The 17709-nt window shown below is 27.1% G+C and carries 16 protein-coding genes; 6 read left to right on the forward strand and 10 right to left on the reverse strand.

Annotated features, from left to right (window positions below):
- Nucleotides 1-104 precede the first annotated feature (104 nt).
- The 4 genes from ACYUEW_RS10125 (at nt 105) to ACYUEW_RS10140 (ending at nt 5082) form a co-directional block, all read left to right on the forward strand.
- Nucleotides 105-350 (forward strand): (2Fe-2S) ferredoxin domain-containing protein, encoded by a 246-nt coding sequence (locus ACYUEW_RS10125; protein WP_003485976.1) that lies wholly within the window; start codon nt 105-107, stop codon nt 348-350.
- Entirely contained in the window at nt 350-2074 is a 1725-nt protein-coding gene (locus tag ACYUEW_RS10130; RefSeq protein ID WP_460276687.1) for a [Fe-Fe] hydrogenase large subunit C-terminal domain-containing protein, read from the forward strand. Before ACYUEW_RS10125 ends, ACYUEW_RS10130 begins: the two co-directional genes overlap by 1 nt.
- On the forward strand, nt 2071-3240 hold the full coding sequence (locus tag ACYUEW_RS10135; protein ID WP_043031918.1) for a SpoIIE family protein phosphatase: 1170 nt from the start codon (nt 2071-2073) through the stop codon (nt 3238-3240). Before ACYUEW_RS10130 ends, ACYUEW_RS10135 begins: the two co-directional genes overlap by 4 nt.
- Before the next feature lie 102 nt (nt 3241-3342).
- Nucleotides 3343-5082: a [Fe-Fe] hydrogenase large subunit C-terminal domain-containing protein gene (locus ACYUEW_RS10140; protein WP_003485971.1), complete on the forward strand. Its 1740-nt coding sequence runs from the start codon at nt 3343-3345 to the stop codon at nt 5080-5082.
- 153 nt (nt 5083-5235) lie between these two features.
- Here the strand turns inward: ACYUEW_RS10140 and hypE are convergent, their stop codons facing one another.
- The 9 genes from hypE to ACYUEW_RS10185 all read right to left on the reverse strand — a co-directional run bounded on the left by hypE (nt 5236) and on the right by ACYUEW_RS10185 (nt 13923).
- Nucleotides 5236-6240, reverse strand: a complete 1005-nt coding sequence (hypE, locus tag ACYUEW_RS10145) for a hydrogenase expression/formation protein HypE (RefSeq protein WP_003485967.1) — start codon at nt 6238-6240, stop codon at nt 5236-5238.
- 100 nt (nt 6241-6340) lie between these two features.
- Nucleotides 6341-7414, reverse strand: coding sequence for a hydrogenase formation protein HypD (gene hypD, locus ACYUEW_RS10150; protein ID WP_265203981.1), 1074 nt, complete (start codon nt 7412-7414; stop codon nt 6341-6343).
- Nucleotides 7404-7634, reverse strand: coding sequence for a HypC/HybG/HupF family hydrogenase formation chaperone (locus ACYUEW_RS10155; protein WP_460276688.1), 231 nt, complete (start codon nt 7632-7634; stop codon nt 7404-7406). Before ACYUEW_RS10155 ends, hypD begins: the two co-directional genes overlap by 11 nt.
- The gene (hypF, locus tag ACYUEW_RS10160; protein ID WP_460276689.1) at nt 7597-10023 is read right to left on the reverse strand and encodes a carbamoyltransferase HypF; all 2427 of its coding nucleotides are present in this window, start codon (nt 10021-10023) and stop codon (nt 7597-7599) included. Before hypF ends, ACYUEW_RS10155 begins: the two co-directional genes overlap by 38 nt.
- Nucleotides 10001-10267: a hypothetical protein gene (locus ACYUEW_RS10165; RefSeq protein WP_042385002.1), complete on the reverse strand. Its 267-nt coding sequence runs from the start codon at nt 10265-10267 to the stop codon at nt 10001-10003. Before ACYUEW_RS10165 ends, hypF begins: the two co-directional genes overlap by 23 nt.
- 178 nt (nt 10268-10445) lie before the next feature.
- Nucleotides 10446-10967: a cytochrome b5 domain-containing protein gene (locus ACYUEW_RS10170; RefSeq protein WP_460276690.1), complete on the reverse strand. Its 522-nt coding sequence runs from the start codon at nt 10965-10967 to the stop codon at nt 10446-10448.
- A 115-nt stretch (nt 10968-11082) separates the two neighbouring features.
- Nucleotides 11083-11517, reverse strand: a complete 435-nt coding sequence (locus ACYUEW_RS10175; RefSeq protein WP_265202580.1) for a hydrogenase maturation protease — start codon at nt 11515-11517, stop codon at nt 11083-11085.
- 17 nt (nt 11518-11534) lie between these two features.
- Nucleotides 11535-12950, reverse strand: a complete 1416-nt coding sequence (locus tag ACYUEW_RS10180) for a nickel-dependent hydrogenase large subunit (protein ID WP_265203983.1) — start codon at nt 12948-12950, stop codon at nt 11535-11537.
- Nucleotides 12951-13050: 100 nt separating this feature from the next.
- Nucleotides 13051-13923, reverse strand: coding sequence for a hydrogenase small subunit (locus ACYUEW_RS10185; protein WP_030035105.1), 873 nt, complete (start codon nt 13921-13923; stop codon nt 13051-13053).
- A 274-nt stretch (nt 13924-14197) separates the two neighbouring features.
- Between ACYUEW_RS10185 and ACYUEW_RS10190 the strand changes: the two genes are divergently transcribed.
- The gene (locus ACYUEW_RS10190; protein WP_207130623.1) at nt 14198-14899 is read left to right on the forward strand and encodes a TraX family protein; all 702 of its coding nucleotides are present in this window, start codon (nt 14198-14200) and stop codon (nt 14897-14899) included.
- Nucleotides 14900-15201: 302 nt separating this feature from the next.
- Here the strand turns inward: ACYUEW_RS10190 and ACYUEW_RS10195 are convergent, their stop codons facing one another.
- Nucleotides 15202-16569 carry an MATE family efflux transporter gene (locus tag ACYUEW_RS10195; protein WP_460276691.1) on the reverse strand — a complete coding sequence of 456 codons (1368 nt, stop codon included), beginning with the start codon at nt 16567-16569 and terminating at the stop codon, nt 15202-15204.
- A gap of 467 nt (nt 16570-17036) precedes the next feature.
- Here ACYUEW_RS10195 and ACYUEW_RS10200 point away from each other — a divergent pair, with 467 nt between their 5' ends.
- Entirely contained in the window at nt 17037-17198 is a 162-nt protein-coding gene (locus tag ACYUEW_RS10200) for a hypothetical protein (protein WP_460276717.1), read from the forward strand.
- Nucleotides 17199-17709: the final 511 nt, after the last annotated feature.

The following is a 17709-nucleotide window of genomic DNA, read 5'->3' on the forward strand; positions in this document are numbered from 1 at the left end:
ATATATTATAATATTTTATTAATTAAATTACTATATTATTTTTTATTTTTTTATTGTAAAATTATTATAAATATACAGACAATTTATAGAGGGTGGTTATTTTTATGTTAACAATAAACATTTGTGTGGGAAGTGCTTGTCATTTAAAGGGTTCTTATAAAGTTATCACTTTACTCCAAAATTTTATAGAGAAAAACAATTTGAAAGACAAAGTGGAAATAAAGGGTTCTTTTTGTTTAGGTCATTGTACTGAAGGTGTTTCTGTAAATGTTGGAGATAAAATTTATTCTGTAAATGAAGAAAATGCTGAAGAATTTTTTAACAATGTGGTATTGAGGGGGACAGAGTAATGAATTATATAGATATATCCGGTTTAAACTGCAAAAACTGTTATAAATGTTTAAGAGCCTGCCCAGTAAAAGCCATTAAATTTAAAAATGAAAAAGCTGAAATAGTTGAAGAAAGATGTATATCCTGTGGAAGATGTCTTGTGATTTGCCCTCAAAATGCTAAAAAGGATAAACCGGATATAAAACATGTAAAAGAAGCTATAAAGTCTGGGAAGAAAGTTGTGGCTAGTGTTTCTTCAGTATTTGCAGGAGTATTTAATGTGGAGGAAGGCAAGATAGTTTCTGCCTTAAGAGGATTAGGATTTTCTTATGTAGAGGAAACAGCCCTTGGTGGAGAAATTGTTACTGAACTATATAAGGATTATATAGAAACAACTAAATTAAATAATTATATTACAAGCTCATGCCCTTCTATTGTAAATTTAATAGAAAAGTATTTCCCTTCTCTTATAAAATATATGATACCTATTTCCTCTTCCATGACAGCTCATGGGAAAATATTAAAGGAAATTTGGGATAAGGATGCTTTTGTAGTATTTATAGGCCCTTGTATAGCTAAAAAGACAGAATCAGATATTTATAAAAAAGAAAAAGTTGTAGATGCTGTTATAAATTTTGATGAATTGAAGACCTGGTTTAAAGAGTGGAATATAGATTTAAATTCTATGCCTATAGGAGAATTTGATAGAAATGCTTATAAGAAAATCCGTTCTTTTACTTTAAGTGGTGGAATAATAAATTCTATGGAAAATGTAATAGAAAATAATAACTTAATATCAATGTCAATAAGCGGTATTGAGGAATCTATTCAAGTATTAAAAAGCATGGAAATAGGTGAAATATCTAATACATTTTTAGAAATTACTGCCTGTAGAGGAAATTGTGTAGGAGGACCTAACATGGTAAAAAATGAAGTTTCTTACTATACAAGATTAAATAAAGTTAAAAATTATATAAAAAATAGAGAGACTAGTAATACAATAAGATTACTTTCTGTACCAGATAACATTGATTTTTCAACCCCTTTTTTAGATAGACGTTTTGAAAAAAAAGAAGCTTCACAAAAAGAAATCTTAAAAATAATGAAAAGTATGGGAAAACATACAAAGGAAGATGAACTTAATTGTGGAGTATGTGGTTATAATACTTGCATAGAGAAAGCACAGGCTATTTATGAAGGAATGGCAGAAACCAATATGTGTCTTCATTTTATGAGAAATAAAGCTGAAAATTTGACTAATGTAATTTTCGAAAATACAGTTAATTGCATTTTTATTCTAGATGAAAACATGAATGTAAAAGAAATAAATCCTGCTGCTGAAAAAGCTTTTATGATGAAAGCCAAAGATATAAAGGACAAACCTATATCCCTATTAATTAATGATGAGGATTTTAGATATGTTAGAGAAACAGGGAAAAGCATTATAGGTAAAAAGGTACATTATTATAAATACAATGTAATTTTTATTAAAACTATAGTTTATATGCCAAAACAAGATATAGTTTTGGTATCTATGATGGATATTACAAAAGAAGAAGAAAATAAGAAAGAACTATTAAAAGTAAAAGAACAAACCATAGATACAGCTCAAAAGGTAATAGAAAAGCAAATGAGAGTAGCTCAAGAAATAGCTAGTCTTCTCGGTGAAACTACTGCAGAAACTAAGATTACTTTAACTAAATTAAAACAAGTAGTGGAAGGAGATAAAAGTGATATAGAATGAGTTTGTTTGTAGAGGTAGCTTCTCATAGTTTAAATAAATATGGTGAAGAATTATGTGGAGATATGGTAGAAATTGTACGGCTTTCAGATTGCACTATAATAGTATTAGCAGATGGGTTAGGCAGTGGAGTTAAAGCTAATATACTATCTACCTTAACATCTAAAATAGCAGCCACTATGCTTAAAGAAGGTGCTAATTTATATGATACAGTAGATACTATAGTAAATACTTTACCTATATGTAAAGTAAGAAACATAGCCTACTCCACTTTCACTTTAATAAAAATATATAATAATGGAGATGCTTATATTGCAGAATATGATAGCCCTCCAATATTTATTATAAGAAATAATAAATATTTAGACTTCCCTAAAAAAGAAATAATAATAGATTCTAAAAGAGTTTTAGAAAGTAATATAAAATTAAAACCCGGTGATTTGCTTACTGTAGTAAGTGACGGAGTTATTCATGCTGGACTAGGTGAAATACTTAATCTAGGTTGGCAATGGGGAAATGTTAAAGACTATTTAGAAAGAAGATCTCATCAAAATATATCTGCTCAATTTATTGCAAAAGATCTATTAGAAGTATGCTTTGATCTTTATGCTGGGAAACCCGGAGATGATACAACGGTAGTTTCTATAGGTATAAAAAAGCCAGCCTATGTAGATTTATTTACAGGCCCTCCTAAAGATAAATCTAAAGATAAATATGTTATAGAACAATTAATGAAAGCTAAGGGTAAAAAAGTAATTTGTGGAGGAACTGCAGCTAATATACTTCAAAGAGAGTTAAATAGAGAGTTAAAAGTAAATCTAGAACTTATAAATACTGATCTTCCCCCTACAGCTACTATGGAGGGCATAGATTTAATTACAGAAGGAGTGCTTACATTAAGTCGCGCATTAGATATAATAAAAAGTTATTCTAATCCTTTTCATAAAATAGAGGAAAATAAATTAATATTAGGTAAGGATGCAGCTTCTTTGTTGGTTAAAGTATTAATGGAATGTACTCATTTAAATATATGGGTTGGTAGTGCTATGAATCCTGCTCATCAGAATCCAAATTTACCTGTAGACTTAAGTATTAAATTAAAATTAGTGGAAGAACTATCAGAACATATGAGAAAACTAGGTAAAAATGTTACTGTAAATGGAATATAACTTATATATACTAGGGTTAAAACAGTTATCACTAAGGTTACCCTGAATATAGTATAGTAAATTCATCTATCTTAAATATTTCCTTTAGTTAGGAGGAAAACTATGGATTATATAAATTTTAAAAAAGCTAATTGTAAAAATTGTTATAAATGCTTAAGAAGTTGTCCTGTAAAGGCCATAAAATTTAAAAATCATCAAGCAAAAATAGAAATAGAAAGATGTATATTATGTAGTCGTTGTGTTTTAGTATGTCCTCAAAATGCTAGAAAAGTCGTTAATTACCTAGATAAAGTAAAAAAAGCTCTAAATGGAAATAAAAAAATAATAGCATCAATTGCACCTTCTTTTATGGGGAATTTTAATGTATCCTATGGGAAAATAGTAGCTTCACTAAAAGCCTTAGGTATAAAATACGCAGAAGAAACTGCTTTAGGAGCAGATATGACTACTAAGCTATATAAAAGCTTTATAAAAGAAAATAAACAAGATTATTATATTACAACAGCTTGTCCTTCTGTAAATCTTCTTGTTGAAAAATATTATCCAGAGTTAGTGAAATATATGCTTCCTTTTATGTCCCCTATGGCTTGCCATGGTAAAATATTGAAAACAATCTATGGTGAAGATTCATTTACATTATTTATAGGACCCTGTACTGCTAAAAAAGCGGAACATGAAAATTATAATTTTGAAAATAGTATAGATGCTGTTTTAACCTATGAAGAGTATTTGAATTTATTGAAAGAACATAATATAAGTATGGAAAAGTTAGAGCCTTTAGAGTTTGATAATAGATCTTTAGAATTAGGTAGTTATTATCCTATTGCTGGAGGTATTATTAGTAATTTTAAGGATGAGTTAAAGAATAAAAATATAAAATCTTTTTACGTAGATGGAGTATATGCTTGCATAGATATTTTTGAAAGTATGAAAAAGGGATATATAAAAAATTCTTTTATAGAAGCTAGTGCTTGTGTAGGTAGTTGTATAGGCGGTCCTGAAGTTATAACTAATAATCATGAATATTATAATAAGTTAGAAAAGGTTCAAAATTATATTGAAAATAGACAGAATTATATAAAATCTTCCGAGAACAAAACAGATAAACAAAATGTTCTAAAAAATTTCAACTTAAACTTTCATAGAGATTTTGTAGATAAATCTATAAATAAAGAAATACAACATGAAGAAAAAATTAAAAATATATTAAAAACCATGGGGAAATATAGTAAAGAAGATGAACTAAATTGTGGGGTTTGTGGATATAATACTTGTATAGATAAAGCCAATGCTATTTTAAAAGGTATGGCAGAACCTGAGATGTGTCTTCATTTTATGAGAAGTAAGGCTGAAAATATATCCAATATAATTTTTGAGAATACAGTCAATTGTATAATAACGGTAGATTATCAACTGAATATAATAGAAATAAACCCTGCAGCTGAAAAAACCTTTATGTTAGAGAAAAACCTAGTTAAAAATAAATCTATAAACTTCCTGATAAGTGAAGAAGATTTTATTAAAGTTAAAGAAAGTAAAAATAACATTTTAGGTAAAAAAATTACTATTAATAATTATGGGCTAGTATTTATAGAAAGTATTATTTTTATAGAAAAGCAAAACATTTTTCTTCTATCTTTAACTGATATAACAGAAAAAGAGAAAAGTAAAGAGAAACTAAAAACACTTAAAGAAAGTTCTTTTAGTGCAGCAGAAGAAGTAATAGAGAAACAGATGAGAGTAGCTCAAGAAATCGCTAGCCTTTTGGGAGAAACTACTGCAGAAACCAAAATAACTTTAACTAATTTAAAAAGAGTAGTAGAATCCTCGAATGAAGATTAATTTATCTAATTTAAAAGTTTTCTAACCGGTGGAGGCGTTATCCTTGGCTTAATTTCTTATATCCTGTAAGAAATTAAGCCAATTTTTAATTACCTTAAATTAAGAACTATTAAAATTTATTCATTAATTAACTAGGGATTAATTTCAATAAATTTAACATATTCTTGGAAGCATATCTCCTTCTAACATATTTATTATTCGTGTACCACCTAAAAAATTTTCTACATATACTATATTGTATGGCTTTTCCACAAAAGTACCTATTATTTTTGCATTTTCACAATCATCTATTTCTTTTATGATTTTTAACATATCCTCTGCATATTGGTCTTCCACTACCATAATTATTCTTCCCTCACAGGCCATGTATAAAGGATCTAAGCCTAACATCTCATTTATTGCTCTTACTTCTCTTTTTATAGGTATTTTATCTTCCCAAATACATATACCTAAATGATTAGTTAATGTTGCTATTTCATTTAAAGTTGTTGCAACTCCTCCTCTAGTGGGATCTTTCATTATTTTTATATAAGGATAATATTCTTTTAAATTATTGGTTATAGTATTAACTGCTGTACAATCGCTTTTTAAATCTGCTTTTATATTTAAATTATACCTGTCTAAAGCTATAGTTGTTCCATGATCCCCTATGTTTCCTGTAACTATAACTTTATCACCCTTTTCAATATTTTTAATAGCATATTGCCCTTCTATAATTCCTATGCCTGCAGTATTTATAAAAATTTGGTCTACATCCCCTTTTTCTACTACTTTAGTATCCCCTGTTACTATTAAAACTCCAACTTCTTTAGCTGTGTTTCCCATAGATTCTACTATAAGTTCTAGTTTCTTTATAGGAAATCCCTCTTCTATTATAAAAGAACAACTTAAATAAAGAGGTTTAGCCCCAGATACAGATAGATCATTTACAGTACCACATACTGCTAATTTTCCTATATCTCCTCCAGTGAAAAATAAGGGCTTTACCACAAAGGAATCTGTAGTGAAGGCTAACTTACTTTTTTCTATATTAAAAATTCCAGAATCTATACCTTTTATGAGAGTTTCATTACTAAAATGTTTATACATAATCTTTTCTATAAGTTCATGGGTATACTTTCCACCATGCCCGTGACTTAATGTAATAAATTCATCCAATCTATATTTCCTCCTTGTATCTTACAATTACATATTTTAATAGGCTCAGTATCTTTGAAAAGCATTTAAAATAAATTTTTAGTTTATAATTTAATGTTTTTCAAAATTTAAAATTATTATATTTATAAAATATAGAACAAGCGCCCTCTTTAGATACCATACAGGGACCCCTTGAGTCTCGTGGAGTACATTCTTTAGAAAACAAGGTACATTCCTTAGGAGATTTTTTACCTAATATAATTTCACCACATATACAGCTAGAAGATTTTTTATACTGTTCAATTTTTATATTGAATTTTTTTAAAGCATCATAGTCACTATATATATGCTTTAAACCTAAAGCAGAGTTTTTAATTAATCCTATACCTCTCCAGTTTGAATCCTCAGGGGAAAAAACTTCATCTATAAGTTCATTAGCAATTTTATTTCCTTCTTCTTTTACACAGGTCTTATATAAATTTATAAAAGTTTTTTCATTTTTCATATTACCATTTATAATAAAATATATAGAACTTAAAATATCTAAGGGTTGAAATCCTGATATTGCTGCTGGAATATTATATGTATCTCTTATAAAACTAAAATAATTAGCTCCTTTAATAGAAGCTACATGGCCTGGACAAATTAATCCATCTATATCATGATTTTTATCTTTAAATATATGCTCTAATATGGGTTTCATTGTTTTTAAACCTAATAAAAAGCTTATATTTTCTATTTTTTCATGTTTAGCTTTTTTTACTGATAAGGCTATTAAGGGGGCGGTAGTTTCAAAGCCCACTGCTAGAAAAACTACTTCTAAAGATTTATTTTCTTTTGCCATTTTAATAGCTTCTAAGGGTGAGTATACAATTTTTATATTATTATGATCTATTTTTTTATCCATCAAACTATTACTACTGCCTTTAACTCTTACTAAATCTCCAAAGGTAGTTATTAATATATTTTTCTTATTTAAAAGTTCTAAAGCTGCATTTATATAACTTTCATCCGTTACACATACAGGGCATCCAGGACCAGATATGAATTTTACCTTAGGGTATAAAATATCTCTTAGGCCTAATTTACCTATGATATCAGTATGACTACCACACACCTCCATTATTTTTAGAGGCCTTATATTTAAATCTTTTATTTTTCTTATAATTTCATCCATTAATTTGTTAGTATCCATTTGAATTACTCCTTAAAGCTTCTCCTATAATATGTTCTAAATAAGAAAAGTACTCATAATCTATTTTTTCTATAGCACAACCTGCATGAATTAAAACATAGTCATTTATACAAGGGTTTTCTATAAGTTTTATATTTACTTCAATTTCTACACCCATGGTATTTGTTATAGCATAATCTCTATCAATACTTATAATTTTCCCTGGTATTGCAATGCACATTTCTTCTCTCCCTTTCTATAATAGAGTCACCAATAGCTAATTGACCAAGGCTTATTCCTTCATCATTTATAGGAACTTTTTCATTAAAAAATACCTTAAACCCATTATCCTTTAATTTATTGTATATACCTTTTAATAAGTAATTGTTTTGAAAAACTCCTCCGCTTAAAACAACTTTATCTAATTTATATTTAAGTTTATAACTTTTTTTTATTTTACATACCAAATCACAGGTAAAATTAATAACTGTATTATGAAATTTTGAGGATATAGTAGTTAGATCTTTGTTTTCTTCTAAATCTGTAATTATTCCTAAAAGTATATTTTTATAATCTATTTCTAAAACATTATCTATTTTGTTGATGCTATAATCATAATAAAGGGATACAGATTCATCTATTATATTTTCTAATTCTATAGGAGCTTGACCATCATAACTTATGATATTTCTTATACCTGCTAATGAAGCTACTGCATCAAAAAATCTTCCCATACTAGAAGATGTATAGCAATTTATATTATTGAATAAAGCTTTTTTTACTATTTCAATTTTTTCTTCTTCTATGTTTTTAATAATAGAACTATTTTTATAATTTATAGAATGCAAGTAACTTAAAGCACACCTCCAAGGTTCTTTTATGGATTTATCTCCACCCTGTATCTTAACTTTTTTTAGATGACCAACTCTTTCAAAATAGGTTCTGTCACCTACTAAGAATTCTCCTCCCCATATACTATTATCCTTACCAAAGCCTGTACCATCAAATATAACAGCTATAACCCTATCAAATAATGAGTGCTCTACCATACAACTTACCATATGAGCATGATGATGTTGAACTTTAATGGTTTTATTATAGCTTTTATTTTCACAATTAGTATTAAAATTTGGATGTAAATCTTCAACAGCTATTTTAGGATTTATATCTAACAAAGCCTTTAAATGTTTTATAGTATTTAAATGTCTACTATAACAATCTAGATTTTTTAAGTCTCCTATATATTGACTCATGTACACATATCCCTTTTTAGAAAGGCAAAAGGTGTTTTTTTCTTCTGTACCCTTTGCCAATAATTCGTTTTTACTTTCTATATTTAAAGTATAAGGAGCATAACCACGACCTATTCTAATTAAACTTTCTTTATTATTTATAACTTTTACTACAGAATCATCAACAGGAGTATGAATATCTCTATTATGGATTAAAAAATAATCTGCTACAATTTTTAAATTTTCTATAGCCTCACAGTTTTTATATTCCATAGGTATTCCACTTATATTGCCACTAGTAGCTATTATTACATCTAAACCTTCTTTAAATAGTAAATAATGGAGCGGGCTATAAGGCAGCATAACTCCTATATATTTATTTAAAGGAGCTATGTTATCTGGCAATATATTTGTACTTTTTTTCTTTAAAATTAAAATAGGTTTTTTATTGCCTTTTAAAATCTGTTCTTCTAATTTAGATATATAACATAATTCTTTTACGGTTTTTAAATCCTTACACATTATAGCTAAAGGTTTATGAGGTCTTTTTTTTCTTATTCTTAAATTCTCTATAGCCTTTTTATTTTTACCATTACAAACTAAATGAAATCCCCCTATACCTTTTACAGCTACAATGTATCCCTTTTTTATTAATTCTACAGCAGTATAAATGGGATGTCTTTTATAACTTAAATTAGCTAGATTTATATAATTGTTATAAATTTTCTTTTTATTATAATCACCATTATTTATATATTCTTTTGCTTTATTAGTACATATAACTTGTTTTTTATTATTCAATAATATTAAGGAAGGACCACATAAATTACAACAATTAGGCTCTGCATGAAATCGTCTATTGTCTGGAATATCATATTCTTGTCTGCAACTATTACACATAGTAAAATTTTTCATAGTTGTACTTTCTCTATCATAGGGCAAAGATTTTATAATAGAGTATCTAGGTCCGCAATCTGTACAATTAATAAAAGGATGTTCATATCTTTTATTAGTACTTAAATTTAATTCTTTTATACAGTTTTGACAAAGGGCTATATCTGGACTTATAAAATTTGCTGCATTTTTTTCACTAGAACTTTCTTTGATGATAAAGTCCCTATAATTAATAGGTTTCAAAAATTTACATTTCAAGTTTTCTATTTTAGACATAATCGGAGGATTTTTAACTACTTCTAATAAGAAATTTTTAATATTTTCTTTATGTCCCTCTAAATCTATTTCTAACATACTGCCCTTATTTTTCACATATCCTTTTAAATGAAACTCCTTTGCTTTATTATATACAAAAGGTCTAAAGCCCACCCCTTGTACTATACCTTCTATTTTTATTAAATATCGTCTTTTATTATTAACTTTATCTATATGATTCAGATACATCACCTTCTAAGGATTCAATAATAGCTGTTTGTTCATCTATAGGTTGTCTTTCTACAACAATTTCTATATTTTCATCTATTAATTCACTATTGCACTTTGTTATATGATCATATAGATTTTCTTTATTCACATGACTGTTATTATTTACTGTCACTACTAATTTGGTGAGTTTCTCCATTTCGTTTTCTTTGCATAGTTCTTGTACCTTAACCCATATTCTATCTATTAAAAAAGTATCATGCATCTTTTTACTCCCTTTCCCCAATATTTCGTGTATCTTACCACACAAGACTTTATTTTATTTACTTTGTACATAGGCTACATATTAAAAATATATAGTCAGCCTTTTTCTTTATAACATCAAACTTATATCTTATTTTTTTATATAATTATCAATAAAAAATATTATTCATAATCAAATTTTACAGAAATCTAAGGATACCTACTTTAGGTATTTTATTTAAGATTTCTATCATACCTTTATGACATCCTAAAAATTCACTACTTAAATCTTTTCCAGAATAAAGTCCAAAATGAGTTCCACCACCCCAAGTAGCTTCAGAACTTACATCATATACAATACCATTCACTGCTACATAAGCTGGTTTTCCATTACTTCCATCATATTTTTTTAATTCTTCTAATGTAAATTCCTTTTGTCTTTCCATATTGTTACCTTCGCTAGTTCTATTTTGGAGTGTAATTTTATTCGCTTTTAAATCATATGAAAAATTATTATAATAAAACCTGTTATTTTCTGATATTTTGAAGCTGTCCTCACAATGTTTTGTTAGTTTTTTTAGCTCAATTAATTCTTTCTCTATTAAATCTGTATAAAATTTTATTTCTGATAAGTTTGAGCTAAAAAATAGCATTTGACTATAATAAGATATTCTATGACGATAGCTAGAAAGCTTTAAGAATACACAATCATTACATTTCATTTTTTACTCCTTAACACTACTATTAAACGATTATTCAAACAAAAATTTTCAAAGTCTTACTAAAATATACTTATTATTTTATTTATATTACTGCTAATACTTACATTTTCCATTATTATAAAATCAGATATTTTATTTTCTTTCTAATTATAGATATTACTTCATTAGAAATTTTATTCATATTAGCTTTAAGTTCCTTACTGATTTCTAAAGTATAATCTATGTTAGAAACTTCAATAGCTAAAATATATCCCTTAGTTTCTTTATAATAAAGTTTAACTAAATCTATAAAACTATAGCTGTGTTGAGTATATCCCTTTTTGTGTGAAGTATAAGTATCTAGTGGTAAAATTGTTATATCTCCTACCTTTTTACCGTAATACCCTGCGTCTAGTATAAACAAAAAATCATCACCTTCTATATTTGAAAGACAATACTCAAAATCCGTTTCTCCTATTATAACTTCTATATTATTTTCTTTTAAAAATCCATGTATATTTTTAGCTATGTCTATGGCTATACCATCATCACCCATTAAAACATTTCCTATAGCAATAACTTTAATAGCTATACTAAAACCTCCACTTTAATTGGTTCATTATTATTACTTATTAAATGGGTGGCACAGGAAATGCAGGGATCAAAAGAGCGGATTATTCTACCTATTTCTACGGGCTTTTCTACATTATTTATTTTTGAACCTATTAAGGATTTTTCTCCCACACCTCTTGTACCATTTGAATCCTTAGGAGATATATTCCAGGCTGTAGGAGTTATAATGTTATAGTATTTGATGGTTTTATTTTCTATTTTTATAAAGTGTGATAAGGAACCTCTAGTAGTATCTATAAGACCTTCTCCAAAAGCATTATCTGGGATATTATATACAGATTGATTATTAAGTATTAATTGAATTTTTTCTGATATATTAGATAGTATATCTATTATTTTTTTAGTTTCTAGAACACGGGCTATATTTCTATCCATAGAGGAATTACCACCAGTATATTCTCCAGCAATTTTTAATCTAGCTAGAGGGCCTACTTCCATAGGTAAACCATCATATCTAGGCGCCTTTACAAAACTATAAGCTCCTTCTTTCTTTAAATCTACAGTATACTCATTATCCATAATTGGATTTTCTGTTATAGTGTCACTTACATACCAAGCATAACGAATATTTTCTGTTATTTTATTTCTGTCAAAATTTTCTGATTTATTATTTATTATTACTCCTGGTTTTACATAACTTATATTTTTGTCCTCATAGTTATCAAATACACCAAAACTCATAAAATTCCCATAGGTTTTTCCAAGGTTAAAATAGTCAGAGTAATACTTAGCAATTATATTCATATCCTCTAGCATATAGGTATTTACAAACTCTTTTATTGCCTTTAATATGGATTGTATTTTTGTTAATTTGTAAGAATCTATATTTACAGTAACTCCTCCTACAAAGATACCATGAGTATGAGGTGCTTTACCTCCTAATACAGCTAAGGCTTCATGGGCTAATCTACTATACTTTATGCCTTCTTCATAATGAGAACTTATTCTTTCATTAAGCTTTTTAGGTAATCTAAAATCACTATATTCCTGAGGATATATAGGCTTTATATTAGGTAAATTTACATAGCTGGGTATAGTAAAACAATAAAACTGTCTTAGGTGATTTTGTATAAATTCAAATCCATGCATCATATCTCTTATATATAAATCATTTATACTTGGTGTTATATTTAATGCATTTTCTAAAGCTAAAGTAGAAGTCATAGCATGTGCAGTAGAACATATCCCACATATTCTTTCAGTAAAATATATAGCATCTAAAGGAGGTCTTCCTTCTAACATTTTTTCAAAACCTCTAAATAATAATCCGCTGGTTTCACCATCTACAATAATGTTATCTTCTACTTTTACCTTTATTTCTAAAAATCCACTAATCCTAGTTATAGGATCAATAGTGATAGTCTTTCCCATAATGACCTCCCCTTTTTATAATTTAAAATTTAGTTAGTTACCTTAAGCATAAATAATTTAAACTAAAAATTAATATACTTTACTTTTTAAACTATAGAAATTAATACCTAACAAAGGGTTCCATACCATCTGGAAATCTTTCTTGGGCACAGCCTATACAATTTGTGTTGTCTCCAATAGGCCAATTTACATAGCCATTCCATTTTCTTCTCGGGCAATCTGTTCTTGTAACAGGTCCTCTACAGCCTAACTTAAACATACATCCTTCTTCTCCAAATTTTTTTGCAAAGATTCCTTTATCAAAAAAACCTCTTCTTGTACAACTATCATGAATGGTTATACCATAAAATAATATAGGTCTCCCTTTATTATCTAATTCTGGTTTACCGTAAGCTACTAAATGGGCTAAAGTACCTACTACCCAATCAGGATGGCAAGGACATCCCGGCAATTTTATTACTTCTTTATTTATAACAGCTTCTACGCTTTTGCTACCGGAAGGATTAGGCTTAGCCGCAGAAATACCGCCATAAGAGGAACAGGTTCCTACAGTTACTACATATTTTGCTTTTTCGCCTGCCATCTTTACTGCCTCTAATGCGGTGACTGGCTTCCCTTTATAATTAGCAATAATGTTATAATAGCCATTTTCTTTAGTGGATACAGCTCCATCTACTAATAATATAAATTCTGTATTCAATGTATTTAGAAACTGTTCATAGGCAAATTCTCCTTCGGCTCCCATTAAAGCATTATTAAAAGTTAAGTTAACTATATTTTTTAATATATAAATAAGCCCTGGGTTTTCTGCATTTAGAAGAGAAATTATATTTCCAGAGCAACCTGTAACCTCCAACCATATAGCATTTATTTTTTTAGTTCTCCTATGATTAATTAAATCTAAAGCTTCTTTCCAAAGAATTTTTGAGGTGGTATCTTTTCTTTCAATTAATGGGCAAAAGCTATTATTCATTACTCCTCCTAGGAATTTATTGATTGCAATATAAAAAATATGCTCCAATAAATTATATAAATAAGAATTACTTATTATGACATAAAAATATAAATAGAGTTTTTATTGTTACATAATAATATTGTTTAAAGTTATTAATTAGTGATTTATTAAAATTAAATGAGTTTTTTATTACACTATTGTAATGTTTATGTAATATAAATAAATTCCTCTATATGTTTTAACCATATATAATTTTATTCATAAAAGAAATACTTAAAGGAGGATTTATATTATGAAATTAGATAGTTTTAAATTGAAAATTATAGCAATGATACTTATGGTATTAGATCATTTGCCTAAAGCTTTTGATAATACGCCAATATGGTTTGGATGGCTTGGTAGATTGGTAGCCCCTATATTTTTCTTTTTTGTGGCAGAAGGATTTTTTCATACAAAAAATAAGAATAAATATTTAGGAAGATTATTCGGATGGGGAGCTATTATGTTTGCAGGTTCTTCAATATTAAATTATGCTCTACCAGGAAAGGAAACATTGCAAAATAACATATTTTTATCTCTAGGATTATCAGTACTTTTGATGTGTGTTATTGATTATACCAGAAAAAGTAAAAATTATAAATTTGGTATTCCACTAGCTATTATAGTAGGTATATTAGCTATTTTTACAGAAGCATCTCTTGATGGAGTATTAATGACTTTAGTTTTCTACTTTTTTAGAGAGGATAAAATTAAATTATCTATTGGATATATTTCAATTTCTTTGTTTGAATTTATTATGGTTAGCGGTGGAGGACTAACTTATTTGAATTTATTCGTATTAAATTACCAATGGTTAATGATTTTTGCTCTTCCTCTTATTCTTATGTATAATGGCCAAAGAGGACTTAATAATAAGTTCATAAAATATATGTTTTATGCTTTTTATCCTATACATTTATGGATAATTACTATAATATCTCACTTTTTAAAATAATATAAAAAGGTTAGTACTTATACTGTATAATTGTAGATTTTACCTTTGGTCGTTATTTAATATCTACAATTATATTTTTATTTCTGATATAAAAATTAGGTAGGGATAATATTTTGTTACTTAAAATATTAACCCTACCGTATATAAGAATAATTTTATTTATTTTTTAATAAAAATTAGTTTTAAACATTTTCTAACATCACCATGCTTTTCATTGTAAATAAGAACTATAGAACTAACATTAATAATTTAATTATTTATTAGGATTAAATTTAACATATTAAAAGAAGATCCCATTTTAGTTATTTATAAGATAGTTCTTTATTATTTAAAGTCCTTTTATAAAACAAAGAAAAGCACATAATAGTTACTAATGAAGCTACTACATCTGCTATAGGTTCTGCCAATAATACTGCAAATAAATTATCTTTCATGAATAAAGGAAGTATAAATATAAGTGGTATTAATAATATTATTTTTCTAAGCAAAGCTAGTATAAGGGAGTACTTTGCTTGTCCTAATGCTAAAAATGTTTGCTGACAGGCTATTTGTGCACCAAATATACCAATACCTGCAAAGTATATTTTTATACTCCAAGAAGTAATTGTTACAAGTTCTGGTTTGTTATTGAATATGCTTACAAATATTTTTGGAAATAACATTAAAGAGCCCCACATAATAACTGTATAGGAGATACAAGATATTATTAATAACTTAAAGGTTTTTTTTACTCTTTCTATTTTTTTTGCACCAAAGTTATAGCTTATAATAGGTTGAGCACCTTGAGTTAATCCCATAAGGGGAAGAAATAATATTTGCATAATGCTACTCATTATAGTCATTGCTCCTACTGCTAAATCACCACCATAAATCTGTAATTTACTATTCATAGATATAAGTACTAAGCTTTCTGTAGCTTGCATTATAAAGGGAGAAACTCCTAAAGCCATAATAGAAAAAATTACTTTTTTATTTGGAACTAAATATTTTTTTCTTATTTTAATTGTACTTTTCTTTCCAAATAGGAAAAATAATACCCATATAGCAGATATACATTGAGATGTAACAGTAGCTATAGCAGCACCTTTAACCCCTAAATTTAATACAAATATAAATATTGGATCTAAAATTATATTTATAAGAGCGCCAATCATTACTGTCATCATTCCTGTTTTTGCAAAACCCTGAGTATTTATAAATGGATTCATTCCTAGTGCTATTAAAACAAATAATGTTCCTAGAAGATATATGGTTAAGTAATCTTTAGCAAATGTAATAGTTCTAGTACTTGCTCCAAACTTCCAAAGAATAGGTTCTTTAAATATTAAAAATACTATGGTTAATATAATAGACAATGTGACTAACATAGAAAAACTATTACCCATTATTTTCTCAGCATCACTCTTATTATTTTCACCCATTTTAATAGCAGCAAGTGGTGCTCCACCCATTCCTATAAGAGCACTAAAGGCTGAAATTATCATAATGATAGGAAAGGCAACTCCTACTCCTGCCATAGCTAGTTCACCATTAGGCATTCTGCCTATAAATATTCTATCTACTATGTTATAAAGTACATTTACTATCTGTGCAATTATAGCCGGTGCTGCTAGTTTAAATAGTAGTTTTCCTATATTACCTTTTCCTAAATCTATTGTATTTGTGTTCATATAGCTCACTCCTAGTGTGTAAAATTATTTATATCATTAAGTAAAAGTTTATTTAAATTAATATTAACATTATCAAGTATTAATTTAAATGAATTGTAATTCATATTATTATACTATGTATTATAACATTACATTGAAGAAAAATATAAATAAATTTTTTGTTAAAAATAATATRACTTTTATTATAAAAACGTTAATAGAAATAAGTATTTAATATATATTAATATTATATTAGAAAAAACTTTAAAAAAGCATTGTAGTTATATGAGTTTTTTTGCATATAATTATAGTATAGAGATATAACAAAACCTAATTAGTGTTTACTTATGACTATACTAGGTGGTAAAATTATGGTATACTATAAAAAAATTCAAATTTCGTAGAAGTGGATGGCTACGGTGGTTGTACGTTTTCCACCTTGGGCTATAGATGATTTTTCATCATAGCTTAAGGGGGTGGTATTGGATATGCTAGAACTTTTAATAAAAGGAGTTTTTGTGGTTTGTATTATTAGTTTAATATTGAAACACAATCTTTTTATTTCCACTATAAAAATCAAGATTAGATTTCTTGGTTTAGATATAGAAGTTGATAGCAAAGAGAAAAAGCACCCATCCTCCAAAGATTAGTGCCTTTTCCCTTGTTTAACATATTTATATTTTAAAAATCCAATAGCCCTAAAACAACACCATTAAAGTGGTAAGCAGTTGTACCAAATAATAAATTTGGACTTTTGCTTAAAAACGTTCTAGGATCGGCTTAGTGTTCTCAGCACTGAGCCTTTTCTAATTAGAATTTTTAAAAACTTGGTTTTAAAGTTCTGTACTTTTCAGTTTGCCTGCAGATTTTACCTAATATATATTATAACAAAAATTATATAAAAATAAACATAATAACTTAATTAATATAAATATTTTATAACCATAAATATTATATTCATATACAGTACTTTCAGTACTATAAAAATTTAAAAATATATTTAGTACTTTTTATTAATGACCCTAAACTTTATTTATTATAAATCCAAAGAAATTATTACATAAATTCAAAAAGTATAAGAAAATTTTTGAACTGTATTTCATTGCTCTAGACATATATACTTGTAAATTTTTTTATTGAGTATATATTTATATTAATTAT

The sequence above is a fragment of the Clostridium sp. CTA-1 genome, assembly GCF_054768215.1.